Source organism: Halomonas sp. NYA30 (genome assembly GCF_976980765.1).
Map to the genome: position 1 here is coordinate 18814 of NZ_OZ334477.1, position 16132 is coordinate 34945.

A 16132-nucleotide genomic window follows, 5' to 3' on the forward strand; every position below is an offset into this window, starting at 1 on the left:
TTCAGGCGCTATGACAGGATGACTTAGGAGATGTGAATAATTTCATGACATTATTGAGTGAAAGTGCCCATACAAGTAATAGGCAAGTGAGAGAAGGCTATCGACGTGCCATGGTTTTCGTTAGCGAAGGAGCCCAGATTATTTCTAAAACAGGTCTGAAAGAGAAAGGTCATAGAAAGAGTCTAAACAATAATATCTATCTTAATCAATAAATTACACCATTATTTTGATTCAAAAAACAGCTCAAGATGCCCAAGACCTTATCCACCTAGCCATCTGTTTGCAATCGCATCTGCTGATGCCCTGCTAAGATTTCGCAGCAGGTTATCCCTATATGAATTAGGCTAGCACCAGTGTGGTTTCTGGTATCCTAATGCCTTTGAAAGAATCAAATGATAACACTTGGTGAGCAACGAGCGACTCGCTGGGTATTTCGAGGCAGGCGGAGAACTCACAACAGGAGTAGGCTGATAGATGGAACGGGTTAGAGAAAGGCCGCAATGCGGTTGGAAGACAAAAAATAATGCTGTTGGTTGGATCGCATTATCTATTTATGCTTTTTCGTGGCTTATCAATTTTGACGTCTCACGTGCGGCGGAGTCAGTATTCCTTTTATGCTTTGTCATTGCTTGGTTCAGAGAGCCTGACCCAACGGTTAAGTGGAATAAAGTTTTTCTACTTTTAATCGCTTTTGTTGCACTTCAGGTCGGAGTGCATTTCTTTGCGATAGAACGCTTTCCAGATGTAGCTGATGGGCAGATCAAAGCTGCACGGCATATGACCAAACTCTTCCTTTGTATCGCAGTGGCCTGGTGGCTGAGAGGCTCTATAAATGCCGCTAAGTATTTATTGTTTATCTTTTTAGCTGGAATCGTCACTTCTTTAGTTATTAATTCAAACACTGAAACTTGGATGGCGGGGCTATCAGGCGTTCGAGTCGATTTTGGGTACACTAATGCCCAACATACAGCCTTTTACTTGGGTCTACTGCTGATCATGGGAGGGGGCTGGTTTGTCAGCTGTCTTCGCTGCGGCGCTAATAAACCCGAATGGGGTCTGGCATTGGTCTTGACGCTACTTGGTTTGGTGGGCGTCGTTGTGACCCAAACTCGGGCGGTCTGGTTAGCCCTGACCGTGATATTACTAAGCTTAATTGTCATTAACTTATTTCGTTTCGTTAAGCAAAGAAAGCGACGTTGGTTGCGCCCCAAACTAGTGTTTCCAGCTGTTGCCCTAGTAGGTGTGTTCACACTTATAATGATCACGATGGTGCCGGTCATTGAAAAGCGGCTGTTAGATGAGCAGGATGTGATCGAAACTATCGGACAAGGCAATCTAGATGACATCCCTCTCAGTAGTATTGGGATTCGTATTCATACCTGGGTGTATGGATGGGGAAAAGTTAAGGAAAGGCCCCTGACGGGATGGGGACCTAAAAGCCGAAACTCGCTGATTGATGAAGGGCCTTTTCCCGAGTGGATAAAAGAAATGTTTGGACATTTCCATAACGTCTACCTGGAAATCCTATTGGCGTATGGTGTCTTAGGGCTGGCAGCGCTGACTGCGCTGACGGTGATGGTGCTCCGAGGAACAATTATATTACTTGGGGGGGGGCACCAATATTTGGGGATGGGAATGCTCGCATCGTGGGCCTTTTTCTTCATCATAAACTTATTTGAGTCCTACCTGATTTTCAGTTCCGGTATGTATTTTTTCATCATTTTCGGTGGGATCGGGATGTCTTTCTATCTGTTCGGTGAAAAACGCCTGACCAATACAGAGGCACAATGAATATTGTTCTGTGTGCAGATGATTCCTATGCTCGGTATGGTTCTGTGGTTATGGCTTCGATTATTGCCAATGCCATTAATATTGAACAGATCCGCTTTTTCATGCTGACGCCTGGCGTGAGCGAGGAAACTAAAAATAGCCTACGCGAATCCGTTGAGCGATCCGACGCTGCCCTTGATATCATCGACGTCGACGTGGCGGCGTTGCAAGGACTCAAGGCGGGTCGCTTTGGTCTCGCGGCGCTGCTTCGCCTGCTGATGCATCGTTATCTGCCTGCCGATTGTAAACGCATCATCTACCTTGACTGTGATGTGTTAGTTCGAAGCGACCTCTCCGAGTTATGGTCTATGCCGCTCCATGGTTATATCGCTGCGGCTACCATTAACCTATATAGCTCTTCCAGCGGGGGGGCTCGAAAGTTACCAGATGGCTACTTCAACTCAGGGGTAATGCTGATCGATCTGATGTCTTGGCGTGAAAAGCGTGTGGGTGAAAGGGCTCTGGAGTGTCTTGAGAGAGAGGGCGACAACTTTCGGTATCCAGACCAGGATGCCCTGAATCGGATACTGGAAGGGGATTGGTGCTCGCTACCGGTTGAGTGGAATTTTCAACCGACGGCCTATGCGGCTGTAGAGAAGCGCTACCCGCATCTGGTTCCCCATATGGCCTCTCTGGAAACGGCTATTCGCCATCCGCGTATCGTGCACTTCATTGGGTCGATTAAGCCATGGCATGCCAAATGTGTGCATCCTTTCCAGGAAGACTTTATTGCCTATTCTCGCCATACTGCTTGGCCTATTGATAGCAAGGCATTGGCGTCCTCGCTATCGTGGAGGGAACGCATCCGTATAGCACTCAAGCAGCCTAAGATTCGCCGTCGTCGTCGATTAACCCAGGCCTAGTCCTCATAATTCAAAAACTGTAACCGAGTTCAATAAAGCGTAGGTCAGCTTGTTGCTCTATATCCTTGAATGATAGGGGAGGTTGGCGTAGCAGGTTTAAATTTGTGTATAGACCTCTCCAGTCTCTCTAAATTCGTTTTCCTCCACTTCCCTGGAGAGCGCAGCCTGCAGCGGTCAAAATCAATCAGCCAAGGCTCACCACTGGGGTCGATCAAAATATTACGCGCGTTCAGGTCGACATGATCTAGCCCTGCTTGGTGAAAGCGTCGAATTATCCCGCCGACGCGGTGTAACAGCGCTTCATCAGCTTGATCGTTGACCAACAGCTCGGCCAGCGCTTTTGCACCGGCAATACGCACGGTAATCAACGCGGCCTCATAAGTAAGCCCATAGCGGATAACACAGCCTGCTACAGGACGGGGCACTGGCAGGCCTTGCTCGAAAAGCGCAGCAGTCAATCGTAGCTCGCGAAATGCTCGAGTGCGCTCAGCGCCGGTCCATAAGTAGCGTTTTTCACTGAGCTTGGCTGCAATGCCGCCTCGGCAATAGGGCCTTAACACCCACTGTTCGGTCGGAGTTACCTGTAAAAACAGGCTGCTGCCCCGGCCTGGGGCTTCACCCACTATTAATCCCTGTTCACGCCAGTATTCATCAGTGAACAGAGCAGGATCCATTTGGTGTGTTCCCGGCGCGTCACATAAACTGTCTACATCATGTAAAATCAGCCCATTTTTCTGCCGGAGTGCCGCTAAGCGCATGAAGCCCTCTCTGCCTGTTCAGCCTAACCACATTGCCATTTTGCGCCTCTCCGCTCTAGGAGACGTGTGCAATCTCGTGCCCACGGTACGGGCGTTGCAGCGCCAGTGGCCCGATGCGCGCATTACCTGGATTATCGGCAAGGGGGAGCACAGTCTACTGGCGGGGCTTTCCGGGGTCGAGTTCGTTGTTTACGACAAAGCGACCGGTATTGCCGGAATGCGTGCGCTTTGGCGACAGCTTGCCGATACGCGCTTCGATGTACTGCTGCATATGCAACAGGCCATCCGTGCCAGCGTGCTGTCCCTTGGGCTTAAAGCCAAGGTGCGTGTGGGCTATGACAAGGCGCGCGCCAAAGATGCTCAGCACTGGTTCACCCAGCATCAGCTTGCGCCGCACCCTAATGCCCATGTATTGGAGTCATTCATGGACTTCGCCCGGGTGCTGGGGGTAGAGGATGAACGGTTAGAGTGGAATCTGCCGGTCACCGACACCGCACGCAATGAAGCACAGGTTATCAGTGGTGAGGCGCCTTACCTAGTGATCAACCCTTGCAGCAACGTGCGCCTGCGCAACTTTCGCAACTGGTCAGTGGAGGGCTATGCCAGCGTCATTGAGCATGCCTGGGTGCAGTACGGTCTCAAAAGCGTGCTGACCGGTGGCGGCAGTGCCCTGGAGCGGGAGATCGGCGATCAAATCGAAGCGCTTTGCCAGCCGGGTAGTGTGATTAACGCCATTGGCGGCACCTCCCTGAAAGGGGTGTTGGCCCTGATTGATCACGCTCAAGCGGTGATCGCGCCGGATACCGGGCCTATTCATATGGCCAATGCGATGGGAACCCCAGCACTGGGCCTGTACGCGTCGACCAATCCCCAGCGGGCCGCCCCCTATTTATGGCGCGACTTTGCGGTCAACGCCTACCCTCAGGCGGTTCGCACCTATCTGCATAAGTCAGTAGACGAAGTGAGTTGGGGCCAACGGGTGCGCCACCCAAGCGCCATGATGCTGATAAAAGCCGACGACGTTATCGCCAAACTGGATACATTGCTGGCGCATGCCGCTTCAACTGCCAGCCCAAGGAGCATTGATGAAAATTGATTTAACCGCGTTAGAGCACGCCCGTGTGCTGGTGGTCGGCGACGTGATGCTGGATCGCTACTGGCATGGCGGTACCTCACGCATATCTCCGGAAGCGCCCGTGCCGGTGGTGCGCGTGGAAGATGTTGAAGACCGCCCAGGTGGTGCGGCCAATGTGGCGTTGAACATTACCTCGCTGGGTGGCCACGCGGTGTTGGCGGGTGTCGTCGGTAATGATGAAAACGCAAAACTGCTCGAAGCCAGCTTAACCGCTTCCGATGTAAGCACTTACTTCCAACGCAGCGCTGAAATACCCACAATTACCAAGCTGCGTGTGATGAGCCGTAACCAACAGCTATTGCGTTTGGATTTCGAGCAGCCATTGGACGGTGTCGAGACTAGTGAGCTAGTGACTCAGGTAGCAAAGGCGCTGCCCGACTGCGACGTGGTGATTCTTTCCGATTACGGTAAAGGCACGCTGAACCAGGTTGAGAACCTGATAGCCAACGCCAGGGCCCAGGGCAAGCGGGTGCTGATCGACCCGAAAGGACAGGACTTCAGCAAGTATCGCGGGGCGAGTTTAATTACACCCAACCTGACGGAGTTTGAAGCGGTGGTCGGTGCCTGTGCAACTGATGCGGAACTATCCACGAGAGGCGAAGCGCTACGTGCCGAGCTTGAGCTGGAAGCGCTGCTGGTGACGCGCAGCGAAAAGGGCATGACCCTGATTCGTGAAGGGCACGCGCCGCTGCATTTGCCGACCCGGGCTCAAGAAGTCTTCGATGTGACAGGGGCAGGGGATACAGTGATTGGCTTGATGGGACTGGCATTAGCGGCAGGGCATGCCTTTCCTGAAGCGATGATGCTGGCCAATTTGGGGGCAGGGCTGGTAGTGGCCAAACCGGGCACAGCCACGCTCTCGATCGCCGAGCTCTACACCGCGCTACACGGCGATAAATTAGCCGAGTTTGGGGTAATTGAGCCTGCTGTACTGATAGAGGCTGTAAGGGCCGCCCAATTGCGCGGTGAGCGGGTGGTCATGACCAACGGCTGCTTTGATATTTTGCACGCAGGCCACGTCGCTTACCTGGAGCAGGCGAAGCGCCTGGGTGACCGTTTGATCGTTGCGGTTAACGATGATGCCTCCATTGGCCGCCTGAAAGGGCCTAAGCGTCCGATTAATCCGCTTAACCGGCGCATGCAGGTGTTGGCGGGGTTAGGGGCCGTCGATTGGGTCGTGCCGTTTAGTGACGATACCCCTCAGGCGCTGATCGAAGCGGTGCTACCCGATATATTGGTCAAAGGCGGCGACTATCGTCCAGAAGATATAGCCGGGGGCGCGGCCGTTGTCGCTAATGGTGGTGAGGTTAAAGTATTGGGCTTTGAAGATGGCGTTTCGACCTCGGCGATGATTAGCTCCATTCTAGATCGCGAGCGCTAATGTCTTCATCCGCCTGGCCCCGGCTTGCCTACTCTGCGGCGTTGTATGCGCTTTCCCCGCTGATTAGTTGGCGTATCTGGCGTGAGCAAGTACTCACTTACTCACGCTTTCAGCGGCTGGGGTTACGCCTCGAGCCGCTGCCCCCCGCGCCACGTATTTGGTTGCACTGTGCCTCGGTGGGAGAAGTACGCGCCGCTCGACCGCTGATTGAGGGACTACTAGCGCGTTATCCAGCGCATAGCCTGCTGGTCACAACTATGACCGCGACCGGGGCCCAGCAGTCCCAAGCGCTCATTAGTGAACAAACACCCGCCGATCAAGCAAGGCTTGCCCACCGTTTTCTGCCATTGGACTTTCCTGGTGCAGCTAAACGCTTTGTGCGTAGCGTTCAGCCCGAACTCGCGATCCTGTTTGAAACCGAGCTATGGCCTAACCTGATTCACGCCTGTCGCCAGCAGGGAGTGCCTGTGGCCGTAGTGAATGGTCGCTTATCGCCCCGCGCCTTTAAGCGTTACCAACGTTTGCGTCCACTAATGGCCAGCACGCTCGCCGAGATTAGCTGGCTAGCCGTCAAATCACCGGCAGATGCCGAACGCTTTAATGCCCTCGGCTGCAGCGCGGGTATCACCCACACAGTTGGCTCGCTGAAATTTGAGATGGCTAGCCAAGATAGGGTGCTGGAAGAGGGTGAGCACTTACTTCAACAGTGGGGAGAACGTCCAGTTTGGGTAGCAGGCTCCACCCGAGAAGGCGAAGAAGCGCTTCTGCTTAACGCCCATCGCCAATTGCTGAAAAGTTGCCCTAATGCGTTGCTGGTATTAGTTCCACGTCACCCCCAGCGCTTTGATGACGTCGCTAAGCTTTGCTTAACAGAAGGCTGGACACTAAGTCGTCGCAGCCAGCAACAGCTCGTAACGGCGCAAACCCAGGTTTACCTGGGGGATACACTCGGGGAGCTGGCGATGCTTTATGCCGCAGGCAGTGTGGCCTTTGTAGGGGGCAGCCTAGTGCCGCTGGGCGGACACAATGTGCTTGAACCGGCGGCACTAGGCCGGCCGGTGCTTAGCGGCCCCTCGATTGAGAACTTTGCCGACGTGGCTGAGCCGCTTCAAGCAGCAGGTGCACTAACACTGGTCGATAGCCCGGATACGTTGGCAGACGCCTTGGCGGGCTACTTTGCTAACCCTGAGCACGCCCAGCAGGCTGGGCGTGCTGGCTGCGCGGCGATTGAAACACAAAAAGGCGCATTGGCCCGGACGCTGTCTGGATTAGAAGCGCTGTTGCCCCGATAACGCAGTGCCTTTATTGACGCATTTTGATTAACGCGCCATTCGCTCTACGCCATCCGCTGTACCCAGCAGTAGAACATCGGCGCCACGGGCGGCAAACAGGCCATTGGTGACCACTCCAACGATGGCATTGATACGCGCCTCCATGGCTACCGGGTCTTCGATCAAAAATTCAAAGCAGTCGATGATTTGGTTGCCATTGTCGGTGACTACCCCCTGGCGATAAACCGGCTCGGCACCAAGCGCTACCAGCTCGCGGGCGACATAAGAGCGAGCCATGGGGATGACTTCAACCGGTAGCGGAAAATGACCTAACTGAGGCACGTACTTTGAGCCATCGGCAATGCAGATAAAGCGTTCGGCACAGGCAGCCACAATTTTTTCGCGAGTTAGCGCAGCACCACCGCCTTTAATCATATGTAAGTTGGCATTTACTTCGTCTGCGCCATCGATGTAAAAAGGGACTGTGCCAACGCTGTTGAGCTCAAACACCTCAATGCCCAGTTTCTCAAGGCGCTCGGCGCTTGCCTTAGAGCTCGCCACCGCGCCTTTAAAGTGATGGCGTAGGGGGCCCAGGCGATCAATAAACAGGTTAGCCGTGGAGCCGGTGCCAATGCCTAAGATGGTATCCTTTTCCAATTGAGATTTAATTTCTGCAATGGCGGCATCCGCCACGGCGGCCTTTAATTCATCCTGGTTCATAGCTTGGTTCATAAAAAGCCTTGTGAGTCAGAGGAGAGTTAGAGAAAAGAGATAGTGGCGCTAGTATAACGACCTAAACGTTGCCTGCCGATGGAAACGCGGCTAGACGCCGCTATACGTAATCTGCTACCAATGAAAGCTTTGTCCGCTCACGTTTTTCTCTTGGGATACCCGCATGCTCGAAGCAACCGTCAAAAAGATCCTCCAAGCCCGCGTTTATGAAGCCGCTTGTGAGACACCGATTTCCCCTGCACCCTTTTTGTCGCGTCGTTTCAACAACCAGATTTTGATTAAGCGCGAAGATCTACAGCCGGTATTTTCGTTCAAGATCCGTGGCGCTTATAACAAAATGGCGCAGCTCACCCAGGCTCAAAAAGATAAAGGTGTCATTGCCGCCTCCGCCGGTAACCACGCCCAAGGGCTGGCCATGGCCGCCAAGCTGATGGGGGTCAAAGCCGTCATTGTGATGCCGCGCATAACCCCCGATATCAAGGTGCAGGCGGTGCGTGCCCGGGGCGCCAAGGTCGTCCTCAAAGGGGATGCTTTCGCCGCTGCCGTCGAGCATGCACAAGAGCTGATCAAAGAGCATGGCTACACCTATATTCCGCCGTTTGACGATATCGATGTTGTGGCCGGTCAAGGCACCATCGGCGTGGAAATTCTGCGCCAACACGCTGGGCGTTTAGATGCCATCTTCGTGCCGGTTGGTGGTGGTGGGTTGATCGCCGGTGTCGCGGCTTATGTGAAGTACCTACGCCCGGATATCAAAGTGATCGGTGTGGAAGCCGAAGACAGTGCCTGCCTAAAAGCCGCATTGGAGGCGGGTGAGCGTGTGGTGCTCGACCAAGTGGGCGTATTTGCCGAAGGCGTTGCGGTGGCGCAAATCGGCGAGGTGCCGTTTTCGTTGATCAAAGATCTGATCGACGGCGTTATCACCGTTAATACCGATGAAATGTGTGCGGCGGTGAAAGATATTTTTGAAGATACCCGTGCAGTGGCAGAAACTTCTGGCGCGCTTTCGCTGGCGGGGCTGAAAAAATATATCCAGCAGACCGGTGCTGAGGGCGAAACGCTGCTGTGCATTAACTCAGGCGCCAATACCAATTTTGACCGCCTACAGCACATTGCCGAGCGCACAGAGCTAGGCGAGCAGCGTGAAGCGATCCTGGCGGTGACCATTGCCGAGAACCCCGGCAGCTTTAAAAAGTTTTGCCGCACGCTGGGCAAGCGCATGGTGACCGAGTTTAGCTATCGCTACGCTGACAGCAGCGAAGCGCATATCTATGTAGGCGTGCAGGTGAAGCCCGGCGGTGAAGATCGTCAGGCAGTAATCGACAAGCTGCGTGACGGTGGCTACCAAGTGGAAGACCTGACCGACAATGAGTTAGCGAAGTTGCATATTCGCCACCTAAGCGGCGGCCGTCCCAGCGAGCGTTTTGAAGAAGAAGTGTACCGTTTTGAGTTCCCCGAGCGCCCCGGTGCGCTGATGAACTTTTTGACGCAGTTACCCCACGACTGGAACATCTCGTTGTTTCACTATCGCAACCATGGCGCAGCCTATGGTCGCGTATTGGTGGGTATGCAAGTGCCCAACGGTGATCGCACCCATGTGGCGGAGTATTTAGACGCCATCGGTTACCGTTACTGGCGCGAAAGCGATAATCCGGCCTACCGACTGTTTATGGCTTAAAGTTGCCTTGCGGTGAGTAAAAGGTATGAGCAAATAGTTGTGTGTAAGTGGTTGCTTACCTTAAACGTCAGAGCTGCTAGTGGCTTAACGTAACTTAATCCTCAGAAATGGGGCTAAAAAATGTCGTTAAACCAGTTGTCAACGGTGGCCTAATAGCCCTATAGTCGTGAGCGAAATTAAGCAAATCTGCCACCCTTTTAAAACAGTAAAGTGTGGTGGATTTAGCACATTCGGCAACGGCAAAGGTGTTGGAGAAGCGGCATGCGGCGGAAGAAGCCTGATATGGTAATGGCGTTGATGGTGGTTTTTGCATTAGGTGTACTTGCTACCGGCTATGCGCAGGCGTTGTCGGGAAGCTAATCCCCGCAAGGTGACAAATAGCATATGAGAGAGGCTGATCCTTTATTGGGTCGGCCTTTTTTGTAGCGGTTTATTGGCGGCGTACGCAGCCTTGGTCGCTGACGACTACCTGTAAAGGCACATCCCATGGCTCCACAGGCAGAGAAGCCACCTGTTGACAGGCATGGGCGACGCCGATCAGGGTAGGCGACGGCCCAGGGCGATGCATGAACGCCAAGCTACGGTCGTAAAATCCGCCCCCCATGCCCATGCGGTTAGCATTACCATCAAAGCCAACCAGCGGCACAATCAGCGTATCTAGCGCCCAGGCCGGTAGCCGGTTGCGCTGCTGAGCGCTAAAGCGTAAATCGGGCTCCCAAATACCAAAGCGGTTTTTTACCATTGGGGTATCGGGCCGGTAGGCGACGAACCAGAGGGTATTCGTGCTGAAAGGACGTAAAACAGGTAAATAAACCTCGACGTTACGTTTGCGCAGCCAGGGAAGCAGCGGCATTGGGTCAATTTCACCGTTGACGGGCAGGTACAGGCTTATACGCCGTGCGCGGCGGATTTCAGGCAGGGTTTTCAGGTGCTGACACAAGCGCTGGGCCGCAAGGCGCTGCTCATGCTGAGAAAGGGCTTGGCGTTGGCGACGTAAAAAGCGGCGAAGTGCGCGCTTATCCTCGTCGTGATGGAGGCTTTCCATGCATAGGTTCTCTCTTGCAGGGGTGTTCTCCAGAGTGCCGCTGTCGTTCTGGCCCTGAACCTACTGGTTCAGGTGGGTGGCCGCAGCCAAACCGTCAGGCTTTCCGACGCACGGACATGCACACGGGTCTGGCTAGCATTTGGCCCCCTGGGTATTACGCATAGGCTCGAGGGACTATAACGACTGGCGCACACCCCAGAGAACCCCGCCATCCTAACAGAGCGATGGCTAATGCCAAAGGGCTGGGTGAAACGTTCGCTGAGTTTTTAGGCCGTTTGTAGCGCTTTTAAACAATGTCCAGGGGAAACAACGTATGGGTAAACAACGCCTGAGGTAAACAATGACTAGGGCTGGCGTGTTTTGGCCAACGCCCGTTCAAGGCGATCATTTAACCGATTCAGGTTCGCCTCACCGGCGCGGTGTTCGTCCATGGCTTCAAGCAGCTCATGGGTGATATTGAGGGCCGCCATGATAGCAATTCGCTCACTACCCAGTACGCTGCTTTGGGCATTGATACCCTGCATAGCGCGATCAAGATAGCGCGCGGCGCGGTCAAGTTTGGCTTCTTCGCCCGTGTCGCAGGCAATGATATAGCCGCGCCCTAACAGGGTTATTTCTTTGGTTGGCCGCTTGGCATTACTCATCAAAGACTCCAGCACGGGCCAGCAGGGGGCCCAATGCGTTAACATCACAGCACAGGAAGATAGGTGCCACTCACTATAAGAGAGGCGCTTGTGCGCGGTCAACGCGCAAGCCCTATCACCCATACTCCCAGTGCCACAAATGAATACGAGGTTATCAAATACTATGTCATTGATTGATGAGCGTCAGGACTTTTCTGACGTCGCGGATGTTTTTCTACTGCATGGCAGCATGCAATCTCCGGCTTTCTTGGATGGCCGTTTGTGCGCGCTGCTGGCGCTGCGCGATGTGAGTGCTGAGGACTGGTTGGACGAAGTCTGCCAGAGCTTAGGCGTTGAACAGCCACGCGATCAGCCAAGTGCCGAGCGGCTATTAGGCTGGCGGCGGCAAACCGTAGAGGCGCTCAGCGCCAGCGACCTGGACTATACGCCGCTGCTGCCGGATGAACTGTTCTCACTGGCCGAGCAGGCGCAGGGCCTGAAAGAGTGGACGCTAGGCTTTATCGAGGTGGTCGACGAGGTAGCTGACAGTGAATTGCGTGAGCGTTGGTCACAGGCGCTGCGCGAGGCACTGAGTGACCTGGAAGGGTTAGGCCGCATCGATACCGATATTGATGACAGCCCCGAGAACGAAAATGACCTGTTTGCGCTGACTGAGCATGCTCGTATGGCCGCCATGCTGCTGTATACCGAGCAGCACCCCGGCATGCCGCAAGTAGAGCAAACCGACGCCCCCGTTCATTAATCACTTAGCCTGGAGCCTTTATGCTGTCAGAGACCGTGCTGCCCGAGATGTTACCTCGCCCCCCCGCCATTAGCGTAGCGGAGTATCGCCAGCGCCGTGATGCCTTGATGGCGCAGCTACCGGATAACGCCGCGGTAGTGCTTCCCGGCGCTGGGCTGATGACCCGCTCACGGGACAGTGAATTCGCCTTCCGTCAGAACAGTGATTTTTACTACCTGACCGGCATTCGCGAACCGGACGCGCTGCTGGTGCTGCTGCCGGGGCGAGCAGAAGGCGAAAGCGTGGTGTTCTGCCAGGACCGAGACCCCACCATGGAAGCGTGGACAGGGCGTCGGCTGGGAGCCGCTGGCGTGGTGGCCGAGCATGGGATTGACCAGGCATTCGAAAACGCGGATCGCGATGAGCAGCTGGTCGAGCTGCTGACGGGGCGCGAATTGCTCTATCTACCCCTTGATAATGGTGAGGCAGTCGCCGTGGCTGAAGAGGCCCTACACAGTGCTCAGGCAGGGCTTAGGCGCGGGCGGCCAGCGTTGAAGGGCTGGTTGGACATTAGTCCATTGATCCACGCCATGCGGCTGATCAAGAGTGAGGCCGAGATTGCCCTGCTCAAGCATGCGGCGATGATATCCGCACGGGCTCATCGGCGTGCCATGCAAGTATGTCGCCCTGGGCTCAGCGAATTCCAGCTCCAGGCCGAACTAGAGCATGAGTTTGTCTGGCAAGGCGCCAGTGGCCCGGCCTACAGCACGATTGTCGGCAGCGGTGCCAACGCCTGTGTCCTGCACTATATTGAAAACAGCGCGCCGCTGTGTGATGACGGTCTGGTATTGATTGATGCGGGCGCCGAATTTGAGCTGTACGCCGGCGATATCACCCGTACGTTTCCGGTCACTGGGCGGTTCAGCGATGCTCAGCGGGCGCTGTATCAGGTTGTACTCGACGCCCAGGTGCGCGCCGTTAGCGCTGTCCAGCCGGGTGCCACACTGGCGAATATTCATCAGGGCGTGGTGCATGACTTAACCGCTGGGCTGATTGAACTTGGCCTGCTGGAAGGTGACGTTCAGGCGCGCATTGATGATGAGAGCTATCGACGCTTTTATCTGCACTCGACGTCACACTGGTTGGGGCTGGACGTACACGATGTTGGTACCTATCGCCTGGACGAGCAAACGCCGCGCCCCCTTGCTCCAGGCATGGTACTCACCGTAGAGCCCGGCCTCTATATTCCCAGCGATGACGATATTCCTGATGCCTATCACGGTATTGGCATTCGTATTGAAGACAATGTGGTTGTGACGAAGGATGGGCATGCTGTGCTGACGGCGGACGTGCCCAAGCAGGTGGCTGATATTGAGGCCTTAATGGCTAAATAATAACCAGTATTTAGAGCATTAATTGTACGTTATGTAAATTACGTTACGAATTATTAGTTGCCTCTAGAGTGCGGCGGTATGGCGAGGGAGAAGCCGATGCAACGGGCTAAACAGATGACTGATCATGACACTGCTCAAGCGCTGACCCATGACATTGTGATTGTGGGCGGTGGGTTAGTGGGGGCGAGCCTAGGCTGTGCTCTTGCGCCGCTGATTGAGCGCTACGGCTGGCGGGTAGCCGTGATTGAATCGGCACCGTTAACGGCGCAGTCGCTGGAAAGCGCCTGGCAACCCAGCTTTGATGCACGGGCCAGCGCGATCGCCGAAGGCTCTGCTCAGCGCTTCGAGCAGTTGGGTGTGTGGGAAGCGATGCGTCATGAGGCGACACCGATCAAGCGTATTCATATCAGTGAGCGTGGACGCCTGGGGGCGACACGGCTGAGTGCTGACGAGCTGGGCGTCGCGGCACTGGGCCACGTGATTCCCAACGCCTGGATGGGGCGTGTACTGCATCGGCATCTAGCCGAGCTACCGCTGGAGTGGCACTGCCCCGCGAAGGTGGAGCAGCTAACCCCCGTAGCGGGCGGGCATCATCTCAAGCTCTCGGATGGTAGCCAGCTTACTGCTGGCTTGACGGTATTGGCAGATGGGGGGCGGTCTGGGCTTAAAGAGCAATTGGGTATTGGCAGCCGCCGAGAGCCTTACCAGCAGACAGCTTTGATCGCGCATGTGGGCGTTAGCCAGCCTCATGAGGGGGTCGCTTACGAACGCTTTACCGCCCAAGGGCCAATGGCCCTGCTGCCACTGCCGGGTCAAGCCATGGAGTTGATATGGACGCATCCTAGCGGTAGCGAAAAAGCGCGTATGGCACTGCCGGAGCGTGAATTTCTGCTTCAGCTACAGCAGGCGTTTGGTGATCGAGTGGGCCGGTTTACGCAGCTGGGTGCCCGACATGCTTATCCGCTCTCACTGGTAACCGCCGAGGAACCGGTACGGCCGGGGCTGGCGGTATTGGGCAACGCTGCCCACGCTCTGCATCCGGTCGCGGGGCAAGGGTTTAACCTAGCACTGCGCGGGGTGATGGATCTGGTCGATGCCTTGGAGCAGGGGGAACTGGCGAAGCGACCGCTGGGGGATATGGTCACACTGCAGGCCTTCGAGAAGCAGCGCTCACGGGATCGCGCCAATGTGATTCGCTTTAGCGACGGCCTGGTGCGGCTGTTCGGGCTCTCCTTTCCGCTGTTGCCCCATGCTCGTGCGGCTGGCTTGATTGGCCTGAACCTGGTGGGGCCGTTAAGACGAGGACTGGCCAGACGTGCCATGGGCCTGGAACGCTAGGCTATCTACAATCAATAGCTGCGCTCGCTGGCGCTAGTTAAAAGGATTTCTATGCAGACTGACTCAGCTACTGCAAAGCCGCCGGTTGAGCGCTTTGAGGCCATCATTGTCGGCGGCGGCATGGTCGGTACCGCGCTCTGTGCGCTGTTGGCACAGGCGGGGATGAAAGTCGCGTTGGTCGAGGCAAGGCCTGCGCCAATAGGTCTTGATAAGGCCACTGGCCCGCTACCTGCTCCGCGCGTTAGCGCATTAACGCCGGTTTCCCAGCGCTTGCTGGCGCATGTGGGCGCTTGGCCCGCCATGCAGGCAACCCGTGTAACGCCCTACCGCGGCATGCAGGTGTGGGATGCCGAAGGCAGTGGCGAAATCGCTTTTTCCGCTGATGAGGCGGGCGTGGCGGTGCTTGGCCATATCGTTGAGAACACGGTCACGCTGGCCGCACTCAATCGTCAAGTGCTAGACCATCCCAACGTCACGACGTTTTTTGGTGCTAGCCCGCAAGCGCTGCAGCGTGCCAATAGCCATGCTGCCAATGGCAATCGTGCTAGCGGGGACTGGCTGATACTTGACGATGGGCGCCAGCTACACGCGCCGCTTATCGTGGCCGCCGACGGTGCTCACTCGGTGCTGCGTGAGATGGCGGGTATTGAGGTAGCCAGCGACGATATGCAACAGCACGCTGTCGTGACCACGGTGCAGTGCGCCAAGCCTCATGGCGGCACGGCGCGGCAAGCATTTATTGATGGCCGGCCGCTGGCATTCCTGCCTTTAACCGTGGAAGGCAATGAGCATTACTGCTCTATCGTCTGGTCAACCACCCCAGAGCACGCCGATGAATTGAGCGCGCTGTCTCGTGGCGCACTGGGGGAGGCGCTTGGGGAAGCGTTTGGTCATCGTCTAGGAGGCGTTACTGCCTGCGACAAGGCCCACCGTTTTCCGTTAGTGCAGCGCCATGCCCGGCACTATGTGCAGCCGCATTTTGCGCTGGTGGGGGATGCGGCCCACAGTATTCATCCGCTGGCAGGCCAGGGGGTGAATCTGGGGCTGATGGATGCGGCGGTACTGGCCGAAGAGGTGGTACACGCATGGCAGCGTGGCGCTCCTTGGGGAGAACTGAGTACGCTAAGGCGCTATGAGCGGCGTCGGCGCTTTGATAATAGCGCCATGCTGGGGTTGATGAAGGGCTTTAAGGTACTGTTTGGCAGTCACGATCCGGCGTTGACGCTGATGCGCAACCTGGGCATGAGCGGCATGAACCAGTTGGTGCCACTGAAGCGTGTATTGATGCGGCAGGCGACCGGAGAGCGTGGCCGCCTGCCGCTCACGTGCCGTTAAATTAGGC

General features: G+C 55.6%; 14 protein-coding genes and 1 other RNA gene. 10 read left to right on the top strand and 5 right to left on the bottom strand.

The genetic code is table 11. The features are described 5' to 3' along the window. Nucleotides 1-474: 474 nt before the first annotated feature. The gene (locus tag ACWI0H_RS00080; protein WP_336270245.1) at nt 475-1791 is read left to right on the top strand and encodes an O-antigen ligase family protein; all 1317 of its coding nucleotides are present in this window, start codon (nt 475-477) and stop codon (nt 1789-1791) included. After that, nucleotides 1788-2693 (top strand): glycosyltransferase family 8 protein, encoded by a 906-nt coding sequence (locus tag ACWI0H_RS00085; protein ID WP_336270244.1) that lies wholly within the window; start codon nt 1788-1790, stop codon nt 2691-2693. The genes ACWI0H_RS00080 and ACWI0H_RS00085 overlap by 4 nt, the downstream gene beginning before the upstream one ends. Before the next feature lie 44 nt (nt 2694-2737). Here the strand turns inward: ACWI0H_RS00085 and ACWI0H_RS00090 are convergent, their stop codons facing one another. Then, entirely contained in the window at nt 2738-3451 is a 714-nt protein-coding gene (locus ACWI0H_RS00090; protein WP_336270243.1) for a 3-deoxy-D-manno-octulosonic acid kinase, read from the bottom strand. On the opposite strand from ACWI0H_RS00090, the gene ACWI0H_RS00095 reads away from it, so the two are divergent. The 3 genes from ACWI0H_RS00095 to waaA are packed head-to-tail and all read left to right on the top strand — an operon-like array spanning nt 3450 to nt 7259. Continuing rightward, entirely contained in the window at nt 3450-4547 is a 1098-nt protein-coding gene (locus tag ACWI0H_RS00095; RefSeq protein WP_485874508.1) for a glycosyltransferase family 9 protein, read from the top strand. The two genes, ACWI0H_RS00090 and ACWI0H_RS00095, sit on opposite strands and share 2 nt — an antisense overlap. After that, nucleotides 4537-5967, top strand: a complete 1431-nt coding sequence (gene hldE / locus ACWI0H_RS00100) for a bifunctional D-glycero-beta-D-manno-heptose-7-phosphate kinase/D-glycero-beta-D-manno-heptose 1-phosphate adenylyltransferase HldE (RefSeq protein WP_485874509.1) — start codon at nt 4537-4539, stop codon at nt 5965-5967. Before ACWI0H_RS00095 ends, hldE begins: the two co-directional genes overlap by 11 nt. Continuing rightward, nucleotides 5967-7259, top strand: coding sequence for a lipid IV(A) 3-deoxy-D-manno-octulosonic acid transferase (waaA, locus tag ACWI0H_RS00105; protein WP_485874510.1), 1293 nt, complete (start codon nt 5967-5969; stop codon nt 7257-7259). The genes hldE and waaA overlap by 1 nt, the downstream gene beginning before the upstream one ends. A 27-nt stretch (nt 7260-7286) precedes the next feature. Here waaA and rpiA read toward each other — a convergent pair whose 3' ends face one another. After that, nucleotides 7287-7958 carry a ribose-5-phosphate isomerase RpiA gene (gene rpiA, locus ACWI0H_RS00110; RefSeq protein WP_336270235.1) on the bottom strand — a complete coding sequence of 224 codons (672 nt, stop codon included), beginning with the start codon at nt 7956-7958 and terminating at the stop codon, nt 7287-7289. Between the two features lie 175 nt (nt 7959-8133). Here rpiA and ilvA point away from each other — a divergent pair, with 175 nt between their 5' ends. Further along, nucleotides 8134-9648: a threonine ammonia-lyase, biosynthetic gene (ilvA, locus tag ACWI0H_RS00115; protein ID WP_133733107.1), complete on the top strand. Its 1515-nt coding sequence runs from the start codon at nt 8134-8136 to the stop codon at nt 9646-9648. 430 nt (nt 9649-10078) lie between these two features. Here ilvA and ACWI0H_RS00120 read toward each other — a convergent pair whose 3' ends face one another. From ACWI0H_RS00120 to ACWI0H_RS00130, 3 genes are all read right to left on the bottom strand, one after another. Next, nucleotides 10079-10693: a 5-formyltetrahydrofolate cyclo-ligase gene (locus ACWI0H_RS00120; RefSeq protein WP_336270234.1), complete on the bottom strand. Its 615-nt coding sequence runs from the start codon at nt 10691-10693 to the stop codon at nt 10079-10081. 22 nt (nt 10694-10715) lie between these two features. After that, nucleotides 10716-10898, bottom strand: a non-coding RNA gene (gene ssrS, locus ACWI0H_RS00125) — 6S RNA. Nucleotides 10899-11037: 139 nt separating this feature from the next. Further along, a complete protein-coding gene (locus tag ACWI0H_RS00130) occupies nt 11038-11337 on the bottom strand; it encodes a cell division protein ZapA (RefSeq protein WP_101145053.1) in 300 nt (99 codons plus the stop codon). A gap of 163 nt (nt 11338-11500) precedes the next feature. Here ACWI0H_RS00130 and ACWI0H_RS00135 point away from each other — a divergent pair, with 163 nt between their 5' ends. The 4 genes from ACWI0H_RS00135 to ACWI0H_RS00150 all read left to right on the top strand — a co-directional run bounded on the left by ACWI0H_RS00135 (nt 11501) and on the right by ACWI0H_RS00150 (nt 16125). After that, nucleotides 11501-12079 carry a UPF0149 family protein gene (locus ACWI0H_RS00135; protein ID WP_101145052.1) on the top strand — a complete coding sequence of 193 codons (579 nt, stop codon included), beginning with the start codon at nt 11501-11503 and terminating at the stop codon, nt 12077-12079. A 35-nt stretch (nt 12080-12114) separates the two neighbouring features. Further along, nucleotides 12115-13452 carry a Xaa-Pro aminopeptidase gene (pepP, locus tag ACWI0H_RS00140; protein ID WP_101145124.1) on the top strand — a complete coding sequence of 446 codons (1338 nt, stop codon included), beginning with the start codon at nt 12115-12117 and terminating at the stop codon, nt 13450-13452. A 96-nt stretch (nt 13453-13548) separates the two neighbouring features. Further along, nucleotides 13549-14790, top strand: a complete 1242-nt coding sequence (gene ubiH, locus ACWI0H_RS00145) for a 2-octaprenyl-6-methoxyphenyl hydroxylase (RefSeq protein ID WP_101145051.1) — start codon at nt 13549-13551, stop codon at nt 14788-14790. A gap of 51 nt (nt 14791-14841) precedes the next feature. Then, complete coding sequence (locus ACWI0H_RS00150; RefSeq protein WP_472954747.1) at nt 14842-16125, top strand: UbiH/UbiF/VisC/COQ6 family ubiquinone biosynthesis hydroxylase; 1284 nt, start codon at nt 14842-14844, stop codon at nt 16123-16125. Nucleotides 16126-16132: the final 7 nt, after the last annotated feature.

Excerpts from the sequence above, each read along its gene's own strand:
- ACWI0H_RS00080 (WP_336270245.1), top strand. The coding sequence starts at position 475 with ATGGAACGGGTTAGAGAAAGGCCGCAATGCGGTTGGAAGACAAAAAAT.
- ACWI0H_RS00085 (WP_336270244.1), top strand. The coding sequence starts at position 1,788 with ATGAATATTGTTCTGTGTGCAGATGATTCCTATGCTCGGTATGGTTCT.
- ACWI0H_RS00095 (WP_485874508.1), top strand. The coding sequence starts at position 3,450 with ATGAAGCCCTCTCTGCCTGTTCAGCCTAACCACATTGCCATTTTGCGC.
- ACWI0H_RS00090 (WP_336270243.1), bottom strand. The coding sequence starts at position 3,451 with ATGCGCTTAGCGGCACTCCGGCAGAAAAATGGGCTGATTTTACATGAT.
- hldE (WP_485874509.1), top strand. The coding sequence starts at position 4,537 with ATGAAAATTGATTTAACCGCGTTAGAGCACGCCCGTGTGCTGGTGGTC.
- waaA (WP_485874510.1), top strand. The coding sequence starts at position 5,967 with ATGTCTTCATCCGCCTGGCCCCGGCTTGCCTACTCTGCGGCGTTGTAT.
- rpiA (WP_336270235.1), bottom strand. The coding sequence starts at position 7,958 with ATGAACCAGGATGAATTAAAGGCCGCCGTGGCGGATGCCGCCATTGCA.
- ilvA (WP_133733107.1), top strand. The coding sequence starts at position 8,134 with ATGCTCGAAGCAACCGTCAAAAAGATCCTCCAAGCCCGCGTTTATGAA.
- ACWI0H_RS00120 (WP_336270234.1), bottom strand. The coding sequence starts at position 10,693 with ATGGAAAGCCTCCATCACGACGAGGATAAGCGCGCACTTCGCCGCTTT.
- ACWI0H_RS00130 (WP_101145053.1), bottom strand. The coding sequence starts at position 11,337 with ATGAGTAATGCCAAGCGGCCAACCAAAGAAATAACCCTGTTAGGGCGC.
- ACWI0H_RS00135 (WP_101145052.1), top strand. The coding sequence starts at position 11,501 with ATGTCATTGATTGATGAGCGTCAGGACTTTTCTGACGTCGCGGATGTT.
- ubiH (WP_101145051.1), top strand. The coding sequence starts at position 13,549 with ATGCAACGGGCTAAACAGATGACTGATCATGACACTGCTCAAGCGCTG.
- ACWI0H_RS00150 (WP_472954747.1), top strand. The coding sequence starts at position 14,842 with ATGCAGACTGACTCAGCTACTGCAAAGCCGCCGGTTGAGCGCTTTGAG.